Genomic DNA, 20,863 nt, shown 5'->3' with positions numbered 1-20,863 from the left:
ACCCGCTACGGTGATGCGCTTATGGAGAATAACTTGACGAGGATGTGTGAGCTGCATTACAGTCAATCAGCAGGTTAGTTATACGAATGACTAATTCAACCAACAGCGAAGGAGGTGCCAGGTTGCGCAAGTCCAATCCGAACTCAGGACCGACCATGCACGACGTGGCGGCCCTCGCAGGGGTTTCCCAGGCCACAGTGTCCCTCGTCCTCAATGACGTCAGCGGGTCCCGGTTTTCACAGAAGACCAAGGACAAGGTGGAAACGGCCGTCGAGCAGCTCGGATACCGGACCAATGCGCACGCCAAGGTACTGCGTGAAGGTGTCTCCGGCATGGTCGGCTTCGTCGGCGACGTCGTTGCCAGCGCCCCCTTCGCCGGCAAGATCATCGAGGGCGCGCAGGAGCGTGCGTGGGAATCGGGACTTCTGGTCCTGACGGTGAACACCAACGGAGACAAGGAACTTGAGCGCGCCTCCTTGGAAGCCATGCTTTCGTACAAGGTCGCCGGGGTGGTCTACGCCTCCATGTACCACCGGAAAGTCGACGTTCCGGCTGCATTGCGCGGTGTTCCGTCCGTAGTGCTGAATTCCGAAGACCGCGACCGCCGGATCCCCAGCATCATCCCGGACGAGGAACTTGGCGGGTACGCCGCCACGAAGCGGCTCCTCGATGCCGGGCACCGCCGGGTGGCCATGCTCAATATTGAGACCCTCGAAAGCGGACTGCCCGCAGCACTAGGACGCTATGCCGGGTACACGCGGGCGCTCAACGAGGCCGGATTGACCGTTGATCCGGCCATTGTCCGGTTCGGTGACGGAAATCCCGGCGACGGCCACCGCTACGCCCGGGAGGTCATGGCCGCGGGTAACCCGCCGACGGCCATCTTCTGCGCGAATGACCGAACCGCCTGGGGTGCCTATCAGGCGCTGGATCAAATGGGATGCCGGATACCACAAGACGTTGCCATCATCGGTTTTGACAACCAGGAGACCCTGGCTCCGTATCTCCAGCCGGGGCTGACAACCATGGACCTGCCGTTTGTCTCTATGGGCAGACGCGCAGTCGAAATGCTCATTGAGGGCGGCGAACCGGACGGTCGGATTGAAGCCCTCGAATGTGCCCTTATTGAACGGAGTTCAGTGACGAATTCAGGTGAAGCGGAATGAGCCGCGCAACGTCAACCAGGATCCGGCCCCCCGGGCCGCGTCCGGTCAAAAGACCCTTGTCCTTCCGGCTGAAGAGGGTGGCCAGCGCCTGGCAGTTATACGTATTACTAGCGCCGGCGCTGATTTACATCGCCGTGTTCAAGTACTGGCCGATGTACGGGGTTCAGATCGCGTTCCGGAACTACAACCCGGTGGACGGTTTCCTCGGAAGTCCGTGGGTGGGCCTGGCCAACTTCCAGCGGTTCGTTTCCTCGTTCCAGTTTGAGCGGGTGCTGGAAAATACGGTATGGCTGGCGGTCCTTGGGCTTCTCATCGCGTTTCCGGTGCCGATTGTCCTGGCCCTGCTGGTCAACCAGCTCCAGGCCCGGCGGTTCAAGAAACTGACCCAGACGGTACTGTATTCGCCCGCCTTCATTTCAACGGTGGTGGTCGTGGGAATGATGTTCGTGCTGCTCTCTCCGCGTTCAGGCCTGATCAACAACGCTCTCCAGCTCTTCGGCGGCCAGCCCGTCTTCTTCATGGGATCCGCCGACTGGTTCCGCCCCGTGTACGTGGTGTCGGACATCTGGCAGCACGCTGGATTCTCCATGGTCGTCTACCTGGCGGCGCTCACCGGCATCGACCCTGCGTTGCATGATGCGGCCAAGGTTGATGGGGCAAACAAATTTCAGCGGATCCGGCACATCGACATCCCCGGAATCATGCCTGTCATCACAGTGCTGTTCATCCTGGCAATCGGCAACCTGCTCAACGTCGGCTTCGAAAAAGCCCTGTTGATGCAGACGAACCTGAACACGCAGACGTCTGAAATCGTCCAGACCTACGTTTACCACGCGGGACTGCAGCAGGCGCAGTTCAGCTACTCCGCCGCGATCGGCCTTTTCAACTCCTTGCTCAACCTGGCGCTCCTGGTGACTTTCAACTGGGTGGCCCGCCGCGCAACCAAGACAAGTCTGTGGTAACCAAATGACAACCAGGACCATCCCCTCTCAGGAGCTCCTCCGCGAACGCCGGCCAGCAGACCCGTACAAGGTTCCGCTGCGCGCCCGGTTGGCCGATCCGGCATTCAACACCATGACGATCGCGATCCTGCTTGTCGCCATTGCCGCCGTGGCCTACCCGCTGTATTTCATCGTCATCGCCTCGGTCAGCGACCCGAACCAGATTTACGAAGGCAAGGTGTGGTTCCTGCCGGCAGGCTTCACCCTTGAGGGCTACCAGAGAATTTTCGCTGATCCGGCCATCTGGCGCGGTCTGGGCAACTCCGTCCTGTACACGGTGACGGGCAGCGTCATCAGCGTCGGCTCCATCCTGGGTGCCGGCTATGCCCTGTCCCGTAAGGACCTGCCCGGTCGAAAGTTCATCATGCTGCTGTTCATCATCACCATGTTCTTCGACGGCGGCCTGATCTCCCGGTACCTGGTGGTCCGTGACCTGGGATTGCTGAACACCATGTGGGCGGTAATCCTGCCCGGGGCCATCGGGGTCTGGAACCTTATCATTGCCAGGTCGTTTTTTGAACACAGCATCCCCGACGAACTGCGCGAAGCAGCGCAGCTCGATGGCGCCTCGGACTTCCAGTTCTTCTTCCGGATGGTCCTCCCGCTGTCCAAGCCGCTGATCATGCTGATGCTCATGATCCATGTCGTGGGCAACTGGAACTCCTTTTTCGACGCCTTGATCTACCTCAACGATGACACGAAATACCCGCTACAACTGGTGCTGCGGAACATCCTCATCCAGTCCGACGTCGCCGCGTCCGGAAATCTATCGGGCGACGTCGAGTCCTATGCCGCTGCGCAACGGGTCGCCGAACTGACCAAATACGCCATGATCGTCATCTCCAGCCTGCCCCTGATGATCGCCTTGCCGTTCATGCAGAAGCACTTCACCAAGGGTGCACTCATCGGCGCCGTCAAAAGCTAGAACGATCCCCACCAAACCCTGAAATTTTGGAACCCCTGAAAGGGAAACCCAATGATAGACAACCGGGCTCGGGCCACAGTTGTGGCGATCTACCAAGCCGGCTGCGACCGGTTCAACACAAAATGAACGCACAACCGGGTCCGGCCGGACCGACCGCGCACGGCTTCCTAGGAGGCAGGGTCACCCGTCCACTCCTTGACCTCACCTTCCGCGGAAACCCTGTTCAACCAGCCGACGCAAACGGATCCAACGCGCGCATCATTTGCCCTGAACCGCCGGAGCAACGCGCGGTATTGCTCGCGCCACGACAGGGACCGACCATTGGCAGTTCCGCCATATTCCTGGACGGCTGGTCAACGTGGGCGGAGATTCAGTTCATCCCCTCCAATGAGCCCGCCCTCACGGTGACGGCTTGGTTCGCCCCGCGCGCTTTTGCACGCGGCGGAGCACATGGTTTCACAGCAATCATCGATGCGCTCGAGCTGAACACCGGGTTCGCGCTGGGCCACGACAGGTCAGGCCATATAGCCGCAGTGGTCGGCGGCCTCACGTTTGTTGGCGCTGGCCGTCTCAAACTCGGTTCCTGGAATCACCTGGCACTGTCCATCGCCAGTGGCCGTGCCGAACTCCGCGTCGATGGCAAACCAGCGGGCACCCTCGATGTGCACCCCGGCGACATCCGGCTTCCGGCCCGGATGACCCTCGGACGCTCAGCGGACAGCGACCTCGTCGAGGGCCTATTTCCCGCCGCTGCGGCGAGCGGCCTCCTCGGGCCCGTGAGAGTGCTGCCCGCGACGCACCTGCCGGAAGTACCGGAGGCGGTACACGCCGCCGACACGGCGCCGGACCGTGCCCGATTCGCGGCAGACCATCATCGCCCGATCGCGCATTTTTCAGCCCCGCAAGGCTGGATGAACGAGCCCCACGCCGCGCTTCAAGTCGACGGCATGCATCACCTCTTCTATCAGCACAACCCTGCTGGACCGTACTGGGGGAACATCGCCTGGGGTCACGCGATCAGCGAGGACCTCGTGCATTGGCAAGACGAAACCATTGCGGTGGCGCCGTCATCGACGACCGTCGCGCCCGATGGTGTTTGGAGCGGAAGCTCGGTGACCGCTCCCAGCGGTGAACACCTGCTATATCTCACTGCCGGAGATTTCGGCCGGCGCCCTGACCAAACGGTGGCGGTGGCCCGCCCGACCGGTAGCGGCTGGGTTCTTGATGAACACCCCGTGCTCGAGATGCCGACCACCGTGCCCGGCTATGCCGAACCCCTCGTGAGGGGCCAGTTCCGTGACCCGTTTGTCTGGCGCGACGGGGATGACTGGTTCCTCCTCGTGGGCGCAGGCCTTGAAGGACGCGGCGGTGCGGCCCTCCTGTTCCACTCGCGCGACGGCGATCGATGGGAGCAACAAGAGCCGCTGCTTGTCGGTGACGTCGCCCGGTACCCGGCGACGGGTGTGATGTGGGAACTCCCGGTGCTTCTGCCGATCGGCAACGGCAGCGACGGACTGCGCCGGCACGCTCTTTTCATCGCGCCCTGGTGGGCAGGCGAGAGCGAGCACCACCTTCAGCACGTCTGGCACTGGATCGGCGTCTGGGACGCCGCGTCCCGACGATTCACGCCCGATGATCCGGTGCCGAGGGAGTTTGACGGCGGCGGCCATCTCACCGGGCCGAGCGGCACCGTTCTTCAGGATGGACGCAGCATCTTGTGGAGCATCGCGCAAGACAAGCGAAGCCTGGACGAGTATGCCGGGAGCGGATGGGCGCACAACGCGGGCTTCCCTCTGGAACTCGGACTCCACGCAGACGGCGCGCTAAGCGTGAGGCCTGTCGCGGAGCTCGGTTTGCTCCACGAACGCCCCGTAGGACCCGATCACGCCATCACGGATGCCGAGCGCACAGGGACTGATATTTCCGTCCCAATTCGCGGCAGACATCTCCACCTCGAATTCCGGGTCGAGGGACCCGGGTTCGAGATAGAGGTGCTTCGCAGTTCCGACGGAGTCGAGACGACGGTGCTCGGGGTGACCGGCACAGAGGTTTGGATCGACCGATCGCGGAGCAGCCGTCGATCGGAGCACACCGAGGGGCGTCGCGGCATCCGCCGCCCCGAATCGCCAACCGCGCATGCCCGACTGCTCGTGGACGGCTCGATGGTCGAGCTCTACGTCGATGATCGGGTCTCGCTAACGTCGCGCGCCTACCCGGTGAGCGAAGATGCCGACCAAGTGCTTGTCCGGGTTGCTGACGGTGCCCGAATTCTCTCGTTCTCCGCCCATTACCTCCACTCCGCATACCGACCAAGAAAGGCCGATTGAATCATGTTCATCCAGTCCGGCATCGCCGCCTCGATGCGGACCCCCGGACTGACCAAATACTCCATGATCGTCGTCTTCAGGCCGTCATTGCCGATCGCCTTGTCGTTCATGTAGGGACTTCACCAAAGGCGCCCTCATCGGCGCCGTCAAACTAGAACACCCCCACCTAAACCCAAATTTGGAACCCCTGAAAGGGAAACCCATGAAGAAAAACCGCGCCCTGGCCACGGTCGGCGTCTTTGTCGCCGGAACACTGATGTTCACTGCCTGTTCCGGGCAAAGCCCGACCGGTATCAAAGACTCCTCGTCGGACTTCGGCCTGAAGCCGACCGGACTGCCCATCGTCGATAAAACCCTGACCTTGCGATTCTCCGGGACGAAGGCCCCGCTGGCGCCGGCCTACGAGAGCATGCCCCTGGTCCAGCAATGGGCTAAGGACACCAACATCGACGTCAAGTGGGAAAACCTGCCCGACAACGTCTACAAGGAAAAGAAGAACCTGATCCTGGCCAGCGGGGACCTGCCGGATGCTTTTTTCAACACCGGTTTCTCGGATACAGATATCTCCACGTACGGAACCAACGGCACACTGGTGCCGCTGGAAGACCTGATCGACAAGTACGCCCCGAACCTCGCAAAGATCCTCAAGGACCGGCCGGATATCAAGGCGGCCATCACCTCCTCGGACGGGCACATCTACTCCCTGCCCAATGTCGAGGAACTCGGCCTGCGCGCCTACCCGAACTTCATGTCGATCAACAAAGCGTGGCTGGATAAACTCGGCCTGCCGGTTCCGCAGACCATCCAGGAGTACCACGACGCCCTCGTCGCCTTTAAGACCAAGGACCCCAACGGCAACGGCAAGAACGATGAAATTCCTTTGAGCTTCATCAACAACTGGTGGTGCGCGGACATCAGTGACCTGTTTGCCGCCCTCGGCGGCCTGCCGGACAACATCGACCACCGCATCGTCCAAAACGGCAAGGTCATCTTCACCGCCGCACAGGACCAGTACAAGTCGGCTGTTTCCGAACTCCACAAGTGGTACCAGGAGGGCCTGATCGACCCCGAGTCCTTTTCACAGGACGACAAGGCGTACCTGGCCAAGGGCAAGAGTGCTGCTGAAACCCTCGGCTCCTACGTCTGGTGGGAGACCGAGGAGGCCGTCGGCGCGGGCCGTGCCAAGGACTACGTGGTGATGCCGGTACTCAAAGGCAAAGACGGCAAGCAAATTGCCAGTGTCGCCAACGGGCCGGACACTAGCCGCGGCGCGTTCGCGATTACCCGTGCCGACAAGTACCCGGCCGCGACTATGCGATGGGTCGACCGACTGTATGACCCCACCATGTCCGCGCAAACCAGCTGGGGTCCGATAGGCGCCGCCCTGCAGAAGGACGACAAAGGTGTCCTCCAGCAGATTCCCGCACCGGCAGGCACGACGGCAGGGGAACGGCGACAGAAGGTAGCCCCGGGTGGCCCGCACATCGTCACCGCGCAGGACTTCCAGACCGTCGTGGCCCCTGAACCACGCGCCGCCGCACGCCAGCAAACCATCAAGGAAATCTTCAAACCCCACGCGGGGAACGACCAGTACCCCAACGTGCTCCTCTCCAACGATGAGCTGCAGCAGCTAAGCACCATCGAAACCGACGTCCAGACGCTCGTCAAGGAAAAGCGGGCCAAATGGATCGTTTCCGGCGGCGTCGACCAGGAATGGGATAGCTACGTCGCCCAGCTGAAGTCCATCGGCCTGGACAAAATGGTCAAGCTCTACCAGGACGCCTACGACCGCTACAAGAAGAACTCCTAAACACCAACACAGCGGGGTAGGCCAGCGCCGCACCGACCGGCCTACCCCGCCGCATGGGAACCTGCAACTGGATATCATCACACCCACGATCACAGAAGCGAGATCCGACCTTCATGACTGCCGTGACCGCCACGACGGCCGATACTTTCCGGCCTGCCCTGCACTACGCAGCCCGGGATACCTGGCTCAATGACCCCAACGGCCTGATCCACCACGAGGGCATCTACCACCTCTACTACCAAAACAACCCCCTGGACAATGTCTGGGGAAACATGTCATGGGGGCACGCCACCTCCACAGACCTGCTGACCTGGACCGAGCACCCCGTCGCCATCGCCTGCGACGAGACAGAAGACATCTTCTCCGGCAGCGTCGTCTTCGACCGCCACAACACCAGCGGATTCGGCACCGATTCCCGCGCGCCGCTGGTCGCCGTCTACACCAGCTCGTTCAAGAAGGCCTCCGCACGCGAGGGCATCCAGGCCCAGTCACTGGCCTACAGCCTGGACGGTGGCTACAGCTGGACCAAACACACTGGAAACCCCGTGCTGGACCGCGGATCAGCCAACTTCCGCGACCCCAAGGTGTTCCGCTACGACGGCGACGCCGGTGGCTACTGGATCATGGTTGCCGTGGAAGCCCAGGACTTCAAGGTGGTCCTCTATAAGTCGGACGATCTGAAGAGCTGGGAGTTGCTGAGCAGCTTCGGCCCGGCGAACGCGACCGGAGGGGTGTGGGAATGCCCGGATCTCTTCCCGCTGCCAGTCGACGGCGACCCGGACAACCTCAAATGGGTCCTCATCGTCAACCTCAACCCCGGCGGCCCCAACAACGGCTCGGCCGGTCAATACTTCGTCGGGGATTTCGACGGCGTCACGTTCACCTCCGCCACTACGGTCACCGAAGGCCTCCAGGATCCGGCACGGTTGGCCGAGTACCAGTGGCTCGACTGGGGCCGGGACTACTACGCCGCCGTATCGTTCAGCGACGCCCCGGACAACCGTCGGCTCATGATCGGCTGGATGAACAACTGGGAATACGCCAATGAGATTCCGACTTCCCCTTGGCGGAGCCCCATGTCGCTGGTCCGCGAAGTGTCACTGCGCACCATTGACGGAAACCTATGCCTGGTGCAGCAGGTCGCAGCGGATCTGACATCACTCAGACGGCAAGGTCCTTCGTTTAGCCTCGAGGCAGCCGAAATCTCCGACGGCCAGCATGTCCTCGACGGCGCGGCCGGCACCGTCCAACGCATCGACCTCAGTTTCGCTCCCGGAACCGCCGAGGAATTCGGGATTGTCGTCCGCGGCAACGGAGCGGAGGGAACCCGAATCGGCATCCGGCCCACCGAAGGCTCCATCATCGTCGACCGCCGGGAATCCGGGCAAACAGACTTCCACGAATCCTTCGCGTCCATCGAGATCGCACCCATCCAGACGAGGAACGGCTCCTACGAGCTAACAATATTTGTGGATCGGTGCTCCGTTGAAGTCTTCGGCCAGGAAGGCCAGGTCACCCTGACCGAGCTAATCTTCCCGTCCAGCAGCAGTAGCGGCGTCTCCCTCTACGCCGTCGGGGGAACCGCAATAGCTAGCAAACTAAGTGTTACCCAATACGCATGAGGACTGAAACGGAACTCCGGCCCCATCTGGAACCGTAACCAACGACTTAGCCCGGCAGCAAAGACCCAATCCCTCAGATTTCCAAAAATCCTCCCTCGATGGTTCCGCCCGCGGGGATCGTCGACCGGACTAGACACCTGACGAAGGAAAAGTGCGACATGGAATACCGCAAACTCGGCTCGTCCGGCATGTACATCAGTGAACTGGCCTACGGGAACTGGGTCACCCACGGAGAGCAGATCGACCAGGACGCCGCCAACGCGTGCGTCCGCCAGGCCCTGGACCTGGGCATCACCACCTTTGACACCGCCGATGCCTATGCTGGCACCCGCGCCGAGACGGCACTGGGCGAAGCACTCAAAGGCGTGCGCCGCGAAGGCCTGGAGATCTTCACCAAGGTCTACTTCCCCACCGGTGAAGGCAACAACGACCGCGGCCTGTCCCGCAAACACGTCATGGAGTCCATCAACGGTTCCCTGCGCCGCCTCGGAACGGACTACGTCGACCTTTACCAGGCCCACCGCTACGACTACGAAACCCCGCTCGAAGAAACCATGCAGGCTTTCGCGGACATCGTCCGGGCAGGCAAAGCCATTTACATCGGGGTCTCCGAATGGACGGTTGATGAAATCCGGGCTGGGGCCAAACTCGCCAAGGAACTGGGGATACAGCTCATTTCGAACCAGCCACAGTACTCCATGCTGTGGCGCGTCATCGAGGAAGAAGTCGTCCCCGCCAGCCAGGAATTGGGCTTGGGCCAGATCTGCTGGTCACCCCTTGCCCAGGGGGTTCTGACCGGCAAGTACATCCCGGGCCAGGACGCGCCGTCGGGCTCCCGGTTCGCGACGGAGGAAGGCGAGCTGAAGACCGAGCTCAAGTTCATGCGCCCTGAAGTGCTCGAACGGGTCCAGGAGTTAAAACCAGTCGCGCAAGAAGCAGGCTTGTCCATGGCCGCCCTCGCCCTGGCCTGGGTCCTACAGAACAGCAACGTCTCAGCTGCCATCGTGGGAGCTTCGCGACCCGAACAGCTTGTGGACAGCGCCACCGCAGTCGGAATCAAACTGGATCCGGAGTTGCTGGCTTGGATCGACACAATCCTCGACCCCGTCATCGAGCGCGACCCCTCTAAGGTCGAATCCTTTCTAACTCGCCCCTAACTCAAGTCCCATCGGGCCCGGTCTGCACGAGCAACGCAGCCGATCGTGAAGCGGCGAAGTTTCCGGACATGAAGGGCTGTTCACCCGGAACCTGCGATATATGACCGCGATGGTGCGTGCCTGGAGTGCGGAGTGTGTTCCCGGACACGTCCAGCCGTGAAAGCCAGACGGACCGCTGAGGTCCACAGGCAGACCGGAGAAGCTTGGTCTGGGGCGATGTCGGACGCGACATGAGAACGGGCACGCCCGCGCGGCCCAGCAATTGCAACCGACTCACCTTTAACTCACCCTAATCAGCGACAATCAATAACAATTCAGCGGCTGTCGTTGACTGCAAGAACCCCATAGATTCCCGGCAAACAGCCACGTTACGGGCCTGCGGATAGGCGCCTGGGCCTAAAGCGGGGGTCGTCGGTTCGAATCCGACAGGGGGCTCTTAGTTTGGCTTTGAGCTGCGGGTATGTTGATTCTGGTCAGAGCCATTTGAACTTTTGAGGCCGGGACTCACCCTAATCAGCTTTCAGTCTGGTCTTCCTTCGAACATCTGCCGGCGAGTTGACTGCGTCGAAGACTCCGAGCACGGCCCTCGTGTCGATCACCTCTTTGTATTCCTCAACGTAGTGCTTGCGGGTCATTGACACCTTGGAGTGCCCAGTCTGGTATGTGGCCGTTTCGGCCCCCATGGTTCGGGCGATGAGCGTTGCGTCCAGCCTGGCGGAACGTTTTCAGAGTCACCCACGAGTATCCGATCGCATCCGCTCCACCCGTTCTGACGGGACCGTCGTTCTGGTCGGCAGGGCGGATCAGACCCCGCTGTCGGTGCCCGAAATCGCGATGCGCGAACTCAAGGTCACCGGGATCTTCCGCTATACCGGCACCTGGCCCATTGCCCGCTCGCTGCTGGAAGCCGGTCAGGTCGACTTGGACTCCCTCGTCACTCACGTATGCGGCATCGAACTGCTAGAGGAAGCACTCACCGGCGACGGCGCCACCGACTCGCTCAAGCGCATCGTTGTCCCCGGCGTTCGCTCGATCGCCGAACCCAACGTCGGAGCCTCATCATGACCGAAACGCTGCATAGGAACCGGCGCTCGGTCGAGCAGGATACCCCCGCACTTGACAAACACCCGAAACACCACAAAGCTAAGTGGTAAGAGTGGTAAGACCGGCAACCTTGACAGTGGGATTTCGCACCTCTCCCGCGCGGCCCGGCAGGGTGCTCATGACCTCGGACGCAAGTGGGACTGTCCCCGCGGGGGACCTCGATGGGGTTCTGACCACGGCGGACGCGGGCTCCACGACCTCCAGCGACTCCGTTCCGCGAGGCGCAACCCACTACTCACACCCCCATCCTCGACACGGAGAATTAAATGGCTCAGAACCTCACACCGATCTCGGCCCCCGAGACCTCGGTCTTCCGCACCGACACGGGAGTGGTGCTTCGCACACCGGCCGGCGACTTCGAACTCGCCCCGACCATGGCGGAGGTGCTTTCGTGGAGCACCGCAGAGCTGTCGGCACGGATCTCCTCAGCATCAGTGCCGACGACATTTACTCAGCGAATGCCCTTGCTCGACGGCCGCGGGGAAGTCTGGGCAGCCGGAGTGACCTACGAACAATCGCGTGACGCGCGCATGGAGGAGAGCGAGACCGCGGCGTCCGTGTACGACCGCATCTACGACGCGGATCGGCCCGAGCTGTTCTTCAAGGGTGCGGCGTGGCGTGTCGTGGGGAGCGAGGGCACCATTCTTGTTAGGGCCGACTCACAGATCGATGTCCCCGAGCCGGAGCTCGCTCTCGTGCTGAACTCGGCGGGTGAGATCGTGGGCTACACAATTTGCGACGACGTTAGCTCGCGCAGCATCGAGGGGGAGAATCCGCTGTATCTGCCGCAGGCGAAGGCGTACGCGGCGGCGTGCGCGGTGGCTTCCTGGTTCGTGCCGGCGGGTGAGGTGCCCGAGCCTACCAACCTCACCATTCAGCTCGTGATCGAGCGTGACGGTGAAGTTGAGTGGAGCGGGCAGACCTCCACCGACCTGCTGCACCGCGCATTGCCCGACCTCGCGGCGTTCCTGTTCCGCGAGAACGTGTTCCCGGACGGTGCAGTGCTCTCGACGGGCACCTGCCTCGTTCCCGATCTTCCGTTCACGCTCGAACAAGGTGATGTCGTGCGCGTGGGAATCGAATCACTCGGCGAACTGCGCAATCACGTGCAGCGCGGTCTCGGCGGCGGGATCGTGCAAGTCGCCCACGACGCCGCGGCCTAACCACGAACCGAGGAGATCTATCGTGACCACACTTTCCACTACAGAAAACGTCACCGCCAAGGTGGATGCCGCTGTTCGCGCTTTCGACCGGCTGCGGCGGACTAGCCCCACCGAACGCGCCGAGCTCCTGGAAGCGGTGGCGCAGGCCCTCGAGGCGAACGCCGCGACACTCATCCCTCTCGCGCAAGCGGAATCGCACCTTCCGCAGGCGAGACTCACGGGTGAACTCGCCCGCACCACCTATCAACTGCGCTCCTTCGCGCAGCTGCTGCGCGCCGGCGACTTCGCAGAGGTCATCATCGACCATGCGAAGACTGACACCCCGCTCGGGCCGACGCCTGACCTGCGCCGACACCTGATCCCGCTCGGGCCGGTTGCGATGTTCTCGGCCAGCAACTTCCCGTTCGCGTTCAGCGTCGCCGGCGGCGACACGGCCTCGGCGTTGGCAGCCGGATGCTCGGTGATCGTCAAGGCGCACTCGGGTCACCCCGAGCTCTCCGCGACTACCGCCGCCGTCGTCCGCGATGCGCTGGTGTCGGCCGGCGCCCCCGATGGCACATTGGATGTGGTGTACGGTCAGCAATCCGGCATCGCCCTGTTGCAGGATCCGCGGATCGCCGCGGGCGCGTTCACCGGCTCCACCTGGGGCGGGCGCGCATTGTTCGACGTGGCCGCGGCAAGACAGCGCCCGATCCCGTTCTACGGCGAACTCGGCAGCGTGAACCCAGTGGTTGTGTCCCGCGAGGCGTCCAAAGCCAAGGCCGATGCGATCGCCACCGGGCTGGTCGACTCGTTCACCCTGGGTGCGGGGCAGTTCTGCACCAAACCCGGCGTGATCTTCGTGCCCGAGGGCTCGACCATCCCCAAGCTCGCACAGAACGCGCTGGCGGATGCTCCAGCGCAGGCCCTGCTGAACGACCGCATCACCGCTGCCTACGCCGACAGCGAAGCACACTTCCATCAGGTCGCCGGGGTCGACACCCTCGTGCTGGGCGCGGTGACCGACGTGGGTGTCACACCGAGCCTGTTCCGCACCACGCTCGGGAATCTGCTCGAGCATGCCGGTACCCTGCTCGAGGAACGGTTCGGGCCGAGCGTGATCCTCGTCGAGTACCCTGCCGGGGCCGATCTGGCCTCACTGCTTGACTCGTTCGAGGGCAGCCTGACGGTGACGATTCATGCACTCGACACCGGCGACGTCGGGATCGGCGACGCCCTCGACCGTGCCTCACTGATCGCAGGTCGCATCGTCTGGAACGGTTGGCCAACCGGTGTGGCGGTGTCTGCCGCGATGACCCACGGCGGCCCCTACCCCTCTGCCACGAGCGCATTGCACACCTCGGTCGGAGTCACCGCGATCCGGCGGTTCCAACGGCCTGTGTCCTATCAGAACGTGCCCGACCTCGGGCTACCGGAATCGCTGCGCAACGCGAACCCACTGGGACTCGTCCGCGCCGTGAAGTAGACCGCCCTCGTCTGCGAAACGGCACCGTTCCGCGATAGGTCCTGTCGGGTCGGTTCTAGTCGGTTGAGCGGCGGTAGCAGTAGCGGGCGATGTTGCGCTTGAGTGATCGGTGATCACATTCGTGGTGCGGCTTTTGGCTCGACGTAAGCCTGCGTCGACGGATGGAGGGACATGCCAGTGGCGCGATCGAAGACAGCGCCCTGTTTCAGGCGCCTGTTGCCTCCGGTTGAGCCGGTGCCGAGTCGTGTTTCCGCTCGAGGCGGGCAGCCCGTTCGTGCGCCGGCCGATCCAGGTTATCGCTGGTGAGAGTCCTGACGAACGCGCTCCGCTGGCACGGGCCCGCCCTCGACGCCCGGCACCGCGCCCGGGGCAGGTGTGAGTACCGGATCAAGACCCTGAAGAACACCGGGCTCGGCAAGCTGCCGTTCTTCGCCAGGCGTGGGCCAGCCTTGCCGCCCTCGCCATGAACCTCATCTCCTGGCTGCAGCTGGCCTCCCTGCCATCAGCAGGCGGTCGCTGCAGGAGAATTCCTTCGCCATGCGCAGCTGCCCGGCGTCGAAAGTCTTCTCCTGTCTGGAGGTGCGGTGTCGAAGGAATCGACGGTGGCCGCGGGGGATCACGACGCGCTGCGCGGACGTAAAGAGCGCAGGGGTGCGCCCGGCCGTACTTGCTGGTCCCGCTCCTCGTGCGCGTCTCGGACCAGGTGCCCTAAGGCGTTTGTGCCGCTGAACAATCAAAGTTTCTGATCAAGCCACCGGAGCGGGCAGAGCCGGCGCCGGCACCGACCCGACCGGGCAGATCCCGGGAAAGCACCCGCCCCGAAGGGCGAGGCCGGACGATTCAAGAGTCACGATCATGCGGAGCGCCAGCGCCAACCCTCCCAGCCCCCAGGCCAGCCGCTCCGAGACTTACAAGTGGTTCAACCACCACAAAACGCGCCACGCGTCTACGACTCCCAGCCTGACAGGGACTAATTGTCAGACACCGCCCTGGACGCCTAAACTCGACCCATGAATGGTCGGACCAGCCTTACCAAAATGCCCCCCAATCCTGAAGACCTGAGCTCATGGCTCGAGGCGCGCATCATGCGCGAGGAGTTCAAGCCTGGGGAGAAGCTTCCTTCCGAACGCGCCTTGGCCGAGGAGCTGGGCGTCGGACGTCCACTCGTCCGTGAGATTCTGCGCGGGCTGCAGGAACGGGGGCTCGTCACATCTCACGCAGGGCGCGGAACGTTCGTCCGCGAAATCGCCACAACCGAGTCCGGCGTATCCGTCGAGGTCATGGCCAAGCGCGGTCTGATCACTCCGCGTGAACTCATCGTCGCCCGTTCGATGCTGGAGACCCAGACGGCGCACTTGGCGGCCGCACATCGGGAGGAGCCGGACCTTGAGAGGATGCGACAGCACCTCGGCACCCTGGAGCAGCGGCAGTCGCCGACGGTCGCGCTTCAGGCGGATCTCGCTTTCCACGAGGCGATCGCGCTGGCGTCGGGGAACCGGGTCCTCCAGATCATGTTCGGGTCGATCCGGAACCTCATCCAGGGCATCATGATCCGCAGCCTGTCCGATGCCGCGGTGCGCGCGGAGGCTCTACCGTCGCATCAGTTGATCTATGAGGCGATCCTGGCCGGCGACGGCGATCTCGCGCGCGAGCACATGCGGGGGCACCTGGCCGTCGCCGAGAAGCTCTACGGCGACGATCTGGACAAGGCGATCCGGGATGTAGTGGTCAACAGGGGCATTGACTCACCGGATCTATTTGACTGGTAAGACCAGTCTTGCCAAATTGTTGAGACGGCGCTAAGCTCGGTGCAGCGATCCACTATCTCAACGAGGAGAATCCATGCACCGCACGAAGAAATGGTCCGTCCTGGCTGGCGTGCTCGCCGCCGGTATCGCGTTAGCGGGCTGCAGCTCGAATTCCGCTGCAGTGTCCGGCGACCCGATGAAGCTACCGCCGAAGGGCACGACCACCACCATCAACATCTGGGGGTATCTCGCTCCCGACACGACTCCGTGGCTGGGGGACGCCGAAGCCGCCCTCCACAAGGACTTTCCGAACGTCAGCGTGAAGTACACGTACGTCCCCTATGACCAGATCGCAGCGAAGGTTCTCGGAACCACGGTGAGCGGCGGTGCTCCCGACGCGATCATCTACAACCCGGCGGATGCGGCGAACCTTTCGCAGTCCGGGGCTCTGATGGACATGAGCGCGCAGTGGTCAGCGTTCGCCGACAAGGACAAGTTCCCGGACTCGGTTGTCTGGAAGGACGGCGGGAAGACTGTCTCGGTCCAGGGTTACGTCAACACAACCGCGCTCTACTACAACAAGGACATCCTCGACCGCCTCGGGGTCACCCCGCCCAGGACGGTGGCGGACCTCGATACCGCCCTGGCTGCCGCGTCGAAGGCAGGTGTCGGCGGTATGACGATGACCGCCGTGCCCACCGCGGAATCCGAGTTCCAGATCTTCCCCTGGCTGCTCGGCAACGGTCAGAACTACGGTTCCTGGGATGAGAAGACCGTCGCCGACACGTTCGCCCGGTTCACCGCCCGGATCGACAAGGGATACATCCCGAAGGACGTTGTCGGGTGGAGTCAGGGCGATGCGTTCGACCAGTTCAAGAGTGGCAAGTTCGCTTTCTCGCAGAACGGCAACTGGCAGCTCGTCGGAGCCAAGGGCCTCCCGTTCAAGTGGGGTGTGGTTCCCCTTCCGGCCGGTACTGAAGGCAGTCACAGTGTCGGAGGTGGGGAAGGATTCTCGCTCGGAGCGAAGACAAAGAACGCGGCACTCACGTGGAAATACTTCGAGAACTCTCTCCTGAACAAAGACTTCGAGCTCCACATCCTGTCCCTCCAGGGCAGCATCCCCACTCGAAGCGACGCGTCGTCGGCTCCCGAGATCAAGTCTGACCCGTCGCTTGCTGTATTTGCGCAGGTCGTTGCAGACATGAAGGCACGCCCGAGCACGCCCAAGATAGGCGATTACCTCGTCCAGATGGGCAAGATCTGGAATTCCGTCGCCGGTGGACAGACCTCCCCTGCGGACGGAGCAAAGCAGGTCGTCAATCAGCTGAACAACGTCCGATAACCCGCAGGCAGCTCATCCATTCAGATCGAAAGTCACCCATGCGTATCATTCAGCTAGAAACCCTTCGACCCCGCATCCAACCGAACCTGCTGTTCGTGCGGCTGTACACGGACGAGGGCGAGATCGGACTCGGCGAGGCGTTCTTCGGTCCGCAGGCCGTCGAGGCCTACCTTCATGAGACCGCCGCGCCCGTCCTGCTGAAGATGGCAGACGTGACACCCGAAGCGGCGTCGGTCGCCCTGGCCCCCTACCTCGGCTACCAGGGCGCCGGCGCCGAGGTCCGCGGGAACGCGGCGATCGATCTCGCTCTCTGGGATCTGATCGGCAAACAGACAGGTCTGTCCCTCAGCAGACTGCTCGGCGGCGGTGCTCGCGGAAGCCTCAGGGTCTACAACACCTGTGCAGGCTCCAGCTACGTACGGACCACGACGCGGCAATCCTCGGACAACTGGGGACTGAGCGCCAGCAGCGAACGCCCGGAGTATGAAGACCTGAACGCGTTCCTGAATCACCCTGGCAGGCTCGCGAGAGAGCTCCTCGACGAAGGTATCAGCGGCATGAAGATCTGGCCGTTCGATCTCGCCGCCGAACGCACCGGAGGGAATTCAATCTCCCGGCAGGAGCTCTCCGCGGGGCTCCGCATCGTCGGTGAGATCAGAGACACCGTCGGCACCGACATGGACCTCATGATCGAGTTGCACGGACTGTGGAACCGCCCCACCGCCGCGCTGATCATCAACGCCCTCGAACAATTCCAGCCGTACTGGGTGGAAGATCCGATCCGGGCCGATGCCGCAGACGCTCTCCATCATCTCTCCCAGGAGGTCAACGTGCCCCTCGCGGTCGGTGAGACGAGCGTCGGTCGACGCGGAGCGCTGCCGCTCCTCAAGACAGGATCGGTCGATGTGCTCACCCTCGACCTGCAGTGGACCGGCGGGATCACCGAGGCCCGGAAAGTGGCCTCGCTCGCAGACACCTTCGGCATCCCGATCGCGCCGCACGACTGCACCGGACCGGCAACTCTGGCGGCCTGCGTGCACCTCGGGATGAGCCAGCCCAACACGCTCATCCAGGAAACGGTTCGCGCCTTCCTGCGCACCTGGTACCGGGACCTTGTCATCGGCCTGCCGGAAGTGGTGGATGGTCATATCACAGACAACGGCCGACCCGGCCACGGGGTGGAGATCCGCCCGGACATCGTGGATGACGACATGTTCGTTCGCCAGGTAGTAGGCGTCAAGGAGTTCGCATGACCGTCCGTTCCGTGCTTGCTGACCCCTTCCTTGAGCTCGATGCCGAGGTCGGCGAGTCCCCGACATGGGATGCCCTCCACCAGCGGTATCTCTGCGTCGACATCACCCGAGGGGCGGTCTTCAGCTTCGGCGCTTCCGGTGCGGTCCTGAGCAAGTATTCCACCGGTGACCACATCGGCGCGGCACTTCCGACCACCACGGAGGACCTCCTGCTCGTCACACGGACGGGCTTCTCGACACTCAATCCGGCAGGGGAACTGACTGAGCTGCTCACCGTCCATTCGGATCCACGCATCAGGTTCAACGATGCAAAGACCGACCCTCACGGGGCAGTCCTCGCCGGCACAATGCCCTACCAACCTACGACGCCGCCGGCGGGCTCACTCTTCCGATTCGCCGAGGGTGCGCCACTGGAGACGTTGCGCACGGGAGTGGGGTTGTCGAACGGCTTGGGCTGGTCACCCGATGGAGGGACGCTCTACTTTGTCGACAGCACCACGCAGAGCATCCAGGCCTTCCCGTATCAACCGCACGGGACGCTGGGAGATCCTGCGACCATCGCCCATATTCCCGCCGAGGACGGGATGCCGGATGGCATCTGTGTCGACGATGACGGCTGCATCTGGGTCGCCCTTTTCGGCGGCGGCGTCGTTCGCCGCTACACGCCGGACGGACGGATCGACACGATCGTCGAGCTCCCGGTGTCGCAGCCGACCTCATGCGCGTTCGGTGGCGCCGACGGCTCACAGCTCGTCATCACGACCGCGGCCTTTCGACTGACCGAGGAAGAACGCCGGAAACAGTGTTACGCGGGCGCTGTCTTCACTGTCACGCCCGGTGTCACCGGACGGCCCGCCTACCCGTGGAATCACCAAGGAGCCTGAACAATGAAAATCATCAGTTACGAAGCTGACGGCCTGAATGGAGTGCCGACCCGGGAATGCGGCCGCGGCCGCCGACGGAGCTGCCCGGCGGTCGACGGAGTCCTGCTCTCATGAACGCCAAGTCCCACACGACCACAACCCTCGACGTCCCGGCAGAGGCGGTGCACATCCCCGTGACGCGACGCGTCCGGCGCCCGTCACGGCGGTGGAAGAATTTGGCCGTCAAACTCACCTTCGCCGGCCCAGGGGTACTGCTGCTGCTGGTGCTCTCGCTCTACCCCATGCTGATCCTTGCCCAGATGGCGTTCAGCGACGTGACCATCACGAACATCCTCGGCGAGTGGCCAGGGGTCGGTCTGCAGAACTTCGCGGTCGTCCTGGGCTCGTCCACCTTCCGTGCTGTCGCCGTACAGACGCTCCTCTTCGTCGCTGCGATCCTCATCTGCACGATGGCTGCGGGCCTGTTCGTGGCGCTGTGCCTGCGTTCATCGCGGGGATTCTCGCTCGTCACCCAGACTATGTTGATCCTGGTCTGGACGCTTCCTCCGGTGATCGTGGGATCACTCTGGAAGTTCCTGCTCGCCTCCAACGGTGCGATCAATTACGCGCTGGTGCAAATCGGTGCCATTGACAAACCCATCCCCTTCCTGTCCCAGCCATCGACCGGGTTGACGGCCATCGCGGCAGTCACGATCTGGGTCGGGATCCCGTTCGCCGGCCTGGTGATCAAGTCCGCCGTACTTGACGTTCCCGAGGACGTGCTCGACGCAGCGAAGATCGACGGGGCATCATCGACACAGATCCTGTTCCGGATCGTGCTTCCGATGATCCGCCCGACGCTGCTCATTCTGGGCGTTCTCATCGTCGTCGGCGCGTTCAAAGCGTTCGACCTCATCTACACCATGACCCGCGGCGGCCCCGGCACTGCATCAACGACAATCCCGTATCTCGGATACTCGACTGCATTCCAGACGTACCAGTTCGGGCAGGCCGGTGCGATCAGCCTTGTCGCGATGGCGATCGTCCTGCTCCTCGCTGTCGCGTATATCTTCGCTCTTCGCAAGGAGGACCGCTCATGAGATCAACACTGCTCGCGCGTATCGGTGTGCTCGCCGTCTTCGTTGCCTACGCCGTCCCACTCCTGCTCATCACGCTCGCCTCGTTCAAGTCCAGCGAGGAGATCGTCAACGACCCCGCCAGCCTGATCTTCCGGCCGACGCTCGAAGCATACGCGAACGTCCTCACTCCGCAATTCCTGCTCGCCCTCGGCAACTCCGTCGTGATCGCGGGCGGGGCCGCGCTTCTCACCATCGCGGTGGCGACGCCGCTCTCCTATGTACTGGCCCGCGCACGCGGCGGGTGGACCGCGGTGGTCGTCGGGATCCTCATCGCACTTCAGATGACGCCCGCCGCAACCGCGGTGATTCCGCAGTTCCGCATCCTTGCGAGCCTCGGCTTGCTCGGGACTACCCTCGGGGTGATCCTTGCGATGAGTGCGTCGGCGCTGCCCTACGCGATCCTGATTCTGCGGCCGTTCTTCCTCGCCGTTCCCGGCGAGGTGGAGGAAGCGGCCCAAGTCGACGGGGCCGGGCCGTTTCGGAGCTTCACGACAGTCGTCTTCCCTCTTGCCCGAAATGGAGTCTCGCTGGTAACCGTGCTGCTGTTCATCGGCGCCTGGGGCGAGTTCCTGTATCCGATCTCATTCCTCAACGACCAGGACCTGTTCCCCCTCAGCGTCCTGATCGTCCAGCAACAAGGCTTCTACGGGACTCAATGGAACAACCTGATGGCGCTGGCCCTCGTCGGGGCCCTGCCAACCATCATCATCTTCGCCCTCGTGGCACGAAAACTGACGAGTGGTCTCGCGCTCGGCGTAGGAAAATAAACGGAGACTAA

The 20,863-nt window shown here is 62.9% G+C and carries 17 protein-coding genes and 1 pseudogene; 17 read left to right on the top strand and 1 reads right to left on the bottom strand.

From position 1 onward, the window contains the following. Positions 1 to 86: 86 nt before the first annotated feature. From OW521_RS10315 to OW521_RS10285, 7 genes are all read left to right on the top strand, one after another. Entirely contained in the window at positions 87 to 1,166 is a 1,080-nt protein-coding gene (locus OW521_RS10315; protein ID WP_268025146.1) for a LacI family DNA-binding transcriptional regulator, read from the top strand. Positions 1,167 to 1,222: 56 nt separating this feature from the next. Continuing rightward, the gene (locus OW521_RS10310) at positions 1,223 to 2,128 is read left to right on the top strand and encodes an ABC transporter permease (protein WP_268025144.1); all 906 of its coding nucleotides are present in this window, start codon (positions 1,223 to 1,225) and stop codon (positions 2,126 to 2,128) included. Positions 2,129 to 2,132: 4 nt separating this feature from the next. Further along, positions 2,133 to 3,092: a carbohydrate ABC transporter permease gene (locus OW521_RS10305; RefSeq protein ID WP_268025141.1), complete on the top strand. Its 960-nt coding sequence runs from the start codon at positions 2,133 to 2,135 to the stop codon at positions 3,090 to 3,092. 122 nt (positions 3,093 to 3,214) lie between these two features. After that, on the top strand, positions 3,215 to 5,419 hold the full coding sequence (locus OW521_RS10300) for a GH32 C-terminal domain-containing protein (protein WP_268025139.1): 2,205 nt from the start codon (positions 3,215 to 3,217) through the stop codon (positions 5,417 to 5,419). Between the two features lie 202 nt (positions 5,420 to 5,621). Beyond that, positions 5,622 to 7,229 (top strand): ABC transporter substrate-binding protein, encoded by a 1,608-nt coding sequence (locus OW521_RS10295; protein ID WP_268025137.1) that lies wholly within the window; start codon positions 5,622 to 5,624, stop codon positions 7,227 to 7,229. Between the two features lie 113 nt (positions 7,230 to 7,342). Continuing rightward, the gene (locus OW521_RS10290) at positions 7,343 to 8,851 is read left to right on the top strand and encodes a glycoside hydrolase family 32 protein (protein WP_268025135.1); all 1,509 of its coding nucleotides are present in this window, start codon (positions 7,343 to 7,345) and stop codon (positions 8,849 to 8,851) included. A gap of 158 nt (positions 8,852 to 9,009) precedes the next feature. Next, positions 9,010 to 10,008, top strand: a complete 999-nt coding sequence (locus OW521_RS10285; RefSeq protein ID WP_268025133.1) for an aldo/keto reductase family protein — start codon at positions 9,010 to 9,012, stop codon at positions 10,006 to 10,008. A 509-nt stretch (positions 10,009 to 10,517) separates the two neighbouring features. Here the strand turns inward: OW521_RS10285 and OW521_RS10280 are convergent. Beyond that, positions 10,518 to 10,643 (bottom strand): hypothetical protein, encoded by a 126-nt coding sequence (locus tag OW521_RS10280; RefSeq protein WP_268025131.1) that lies wholly within the window; start codon positions 10,641 to 10,643, stop codon positions 10,518 to 10,520. A gap of 58 nt (positions 10,644 to 10,701) precedes the next feature. Here OW521_RS10280 and OW521_RS10275 point away from each other — a divergent pair, with 58 nt between their 5' ends. The 10 genes and pseudogenes from OW521_RS10275 (at position 10,702) to OW521_RS10230 (ending at position 20,852) form a co-directional block, all read left to right on the top strand. Next, positions 10,702 to 11,073 (top strand): hypothetical protein, encoded by a 372-nt coding sequence (locus OW521_RS10275; RefSeq protein WP_268025129.1) that lies wholly within the window; start codon positions 10,702 to 10,704, stop codon positions 11,071 to 11,073. Between the two features lie 305 nt (positions 11,074 to 11,378). Then, positions 11,379 to 12,275 carry a fumarylacetoacetate hydrolase family protein gene (locus OW521_RS10270; protein ID WP_268025127.1) on the top strand — a complete coding sequence of 299 codons (897 nt, stop codon included), beginning with the start codon at positions 11,379 to 11,381 and terminating at the stop codon, positions 12,273 to 12,275. 22 nt (positions 12,276 to 12,297) lie between these two features. Beyond that, positions 12,298 to 13,740, top strand: coding sequence for an aldehyde dehydrogenase (NADP(+)) (locus tag OW521_RS10265; protein WP_268025124.1), 1,443 nt, complete (start codon positions 12,298 to 12,300; stop codon positions 13,738 to 13,740). Positions 13,741 to 14,051: 311 nt separating this feature from the next. Continuing rightward, positions 14,052 to 14,380, top strand: a pseudogene (locus tag OW521_RS10260) (hypothetical protein); the annotation flags it as partial. 397 nt (positions 14,381 to 14,777) lie between these two features. After that, on the top strand, positions 14,778 to 15,509 hold the full coding sequence (locus OW521_RS10255; protein WP_268025122.1) for a FadR/GntR family transcriptional regulator: 732 nt from the start codon (positions 14,778 to 14,780) through the stop codon (positions 15,507 to 15,509). 73 nt (positions 15,510 to 15,582) lie between these two features. After that, positions 15,583 to 16,830, top strand: coding sequence for a sugar ABC transporter substrate-binding protein (locus OW521_RS10250; protein WP_268025120.1), 1,248 nt, complete (start codon positions 15,583 to 15,585; stop codon positions 16,828 to 16,830). Between the two features lie 38 nt (positions 16,831 to 16,868). Next, positions 16,869 to 18,083 carry a mandelate racemase/muconate lactonizing enzyme family protein gene (locus OW521_RS10245; RefSeq protein ID WP_268025118.1) on the top strand — a complete coding sequence of 405 codons (1,215 nt, stop codon included), beginning with the start codon at positions 16,869 to 16,871 and terminating at the stop codon, positions 18,081 to 18,083. Then, positions 18,080 to 18,967, top strand: coding sequence for an SMP-30/gluconolactonase/LRE family protein (locus tag OW521_RS10240; protein WP_268025117.1), 888 nt, complete (start codon positions 18,080 to 18,082; stop codon positions 18,965 to 18,967). Before OW521_RS10245 ends, OW521_RS10240 begins: the two co-directional genes overlap by 4 nt. 110 nt (positions 18,968 to 19,077) lie before the next feature. Continuing rightward, positions 19,078 to 20,046, top strand: coding sequence for a carbohydrate ABC transporter permease (locus OW521_RS10235; RefSeq protein WP_268025115.1), 969 nt, complete (start codon positions 19,078 to 19,080; stop codon positions 20,044 to 20,046). Further along, positions 20,043 to 20,852, top strand: a complete 810-nt coding sequence (locus tag OW521_RS10230; protein ID WP_268025113.1) for a carbohydrate ABC transporter permease — start codon at positions 20,043 to 20,045, stop codon at positions 20,850 to 20,852. Before OW521_RS10235 ends, OW521_RS10230 begins: the two co-directional genes overlap by 4 nt. Positions 20,853 to 20,863: the final 11 nt, after the last annotated feature.

It is taken from the genome of Arthrobacter sp. MMS18-M83 (assembly GCF_026683955.1).
Classification (GTDB): domain Bacteria; phylum Actinomycetota; class Actinomycetes; order Actinomycetales; family Micrococcaceae; genus Arthrobacter.
This window is presented reverse-complemented; position numbering and strand designations above follow the sequence as displayed.